Genomic DNA, 2,449 nt, shown 5'->3' on the forward strand with positions numbered 1-2,449 from the left:
TGCGCTCTTCAACAAGGTGCTCGATGGCCGTGATTGGCTGGCGGGCGACAGCTTCGGCTTTGAGCTGACTCCGGTCGACGACGCACCCATGCCCGAGGACGCCGTGAACGGTGCGAAGACCGTGACGGTTACCGGCGCGGGCAGGAAGGATGGCGATCCGGTGGGCTTCGGCTTTGGCGACATCGCGTTCACCGATGACGACATGGCCGAAGCGACCGCGAACGCCGACGGCACGCGCAGCAAGACCTTCAGCTACCACGTCCAGGAACTTGGCGTTGACGGACAACCGGGAACCGGCGGTTCGAGCAATGGCGTCACGTACTCCAAGGAGATGGCCACACTCAACGTGACGGTGACCGACGACCTCAAGGGCAATCTGACGGCGGCTGTCGCCGGCACCGTTGAGAACGGCGTGTTCACCAACACGTACGAGTCCGAGGTCGACTATGGCGCGGCGGGCGGCTTGGCCATCACCAAGACTCTGAACGGCCACGATCTGGTGCCCGGCCAGTTCGGCTTCACCGTGAAGCCGAAGGACGAGGCGACGGCGCGGAAGTTCCGCATCGAGCAGGGCGGCGAGGAGTTCACCAATGCGCAGCCCGCGCCGAACGGCGAAAAAGTCGTGGTGAAGCTGCTCGGCGGCGGCGTGGAGTTCAACCAGGCGGACAACGGCAAGACCTTCTCGTTCGAGGTGTATGAGAGCAGGAAGGGCGGCGCCGGCTACGACAACGACGATACGCGCTACACGGTCGACATCGCGGTGTCCGACGATGCGAACACCGGCAAGCTGACCGTGACCACCAAGGTCTCCGGCGGCGCGACGGGCGTCAAGACGTTTACCTACGCCACGGGTGATGCTCGCGCCACCGGCGCCGCACGCGCCGAGGTCCCGTTCGTGAACGAATACAGTGCGACGGGCGACTTGGGTGAGGGTGCCGCGGTGAAGATCGAGGCCGCAAAGACCCTGTCCGGTCGCGACCTTAACGCCGGCGAGTTCAATTACGTGGTGCTCGATGCACGCGGCGCCACGGTTGCCACGGGCTCGAACGTCGCCGCGGGCAAGGATCAACCGGGCAAGATCGTCTTCACCGGCATCAACTACACGACCGCCAAGATCGAGCAGGCGCTCGCGGACCGCACCGCGACCAAGGATCCGGACGGAACGTACCGCTTTGAGTACACCGTTGCCGAGCAGACCACACCCCTTCCCGAAGGCGTGACGGGCAGCGTGTTCACTTTCCAGATCGTGGTCGTGGTGACCGACAACGGCGACGGAACGCTTTCGCCCGAGGTCACGTATCCGGCGGGTTCCAACTCCCTGGCGTTCCAAAACACGTATGACACGGATTCGGTGGGCGTGGAGTTCAGGGGCGCCAAGTGGCTGAGCCTGGAAGACGAGGCCCTCGGTCTGACGATTGCCGACATCGCCGACAAATACGAGTTCAAGATCGAGGCGGTGACCCCGGGTGCCCCCATGCCCGCCGCGCGTGTGGCGAAGAACGGCCCTGCGGGCAACGTGACCTTCGGTAACGCCACCTACACCCTGGCCGATGCGGGCAAGACGTTCGCCTACAAGGTGACCGAGACGGGCTCTGTTGCCGGTGTCGCAAATGACGCTGCGGCCCAGAGCGGCAAGACGTTCACCGTGACGATCGCCGACAACGGCGACGGCACGCTGGAGGCCACGACCAGCCCGGCCGACGGCCCGATGTTCTCCTTCAACAACACGTATGGTACGACCCCCGCGAGCTCCAGCCTGACGGCGGACGGCGGCTTCGCGATCGCCAAGACGCTGACAGGCCGTCCCATCACGGCGGATGAGTTCGAGTTCCGGCTCGCCAAGCTCGACGGCACCGTTGTGGCATCGGCCAAGAACGATGCCGGCGGCAAGGTCGAGTTGCCTGCGGTGACCTTCGACAAGCCGGGCACGTACCAGTACGTCCTTGCCGAGGTTTCCGGCGGCAAGAAGATCGACGGCGTGAGCTACGACGGAAGCGTGTACCCGGTGAGCGCGGTCGTGACCGACAAGCTCGACGGCACGCTGGCCGTGGCCTGGAGCGTTGACGGCGCGACGACGACGAGCGGTATCATGTTCGCGAACAAGTATGCGGTCGATACCGCCTCCGCGAGCATCGTCGCCGGTAAGAAGCTCGACGGCCGCAAGCTTGCCGCAGGCGAGTTCACCTTCGAGCTGAGCTACGGGCAGGGTGGCGATGCCAAGACCGTTACCGCCACCAATGACGCTGCCGGCATGGTTGTATTTGACCCGATGACCTTTGACGCTGCGGGCGAATATCGCTTCAAGGTGCGCGAGGTTGCGGGCAAGGCCGAGGGCGTAACCTACGACAAGAAGGTGTACGAGGGCACGGTGACGGTCACTGACGATGGCAGGGGAAGCCTCGTGGCCGAGATCGCGTTCGATAACGGGGACGAGCCCCTGTTCACCAAT

The 2,449-nt window shown here is 64.6% G+C and carries 1 protein-coding gene; it reads left to right on the forward strand.

Annotation, left to right across the window (positions count from 1 at the left end):
* Nucleotides 1–2,449 (forward strand): Spy0128 family protein (locus tag DXC90_RS09405; RefSeq protein WP_304529398.1); only part of this gene is annotated, 2,449 nt, incomplete at both ends.

This window comes from Collinsella sp. TF09-1AT (assembly GCF_003436895.1).
Lineage (GTDB): Bacteria > Actinomycetota > Coriobacteriia > Coriobacteriales > Coriobacteriaceae > Collinsella.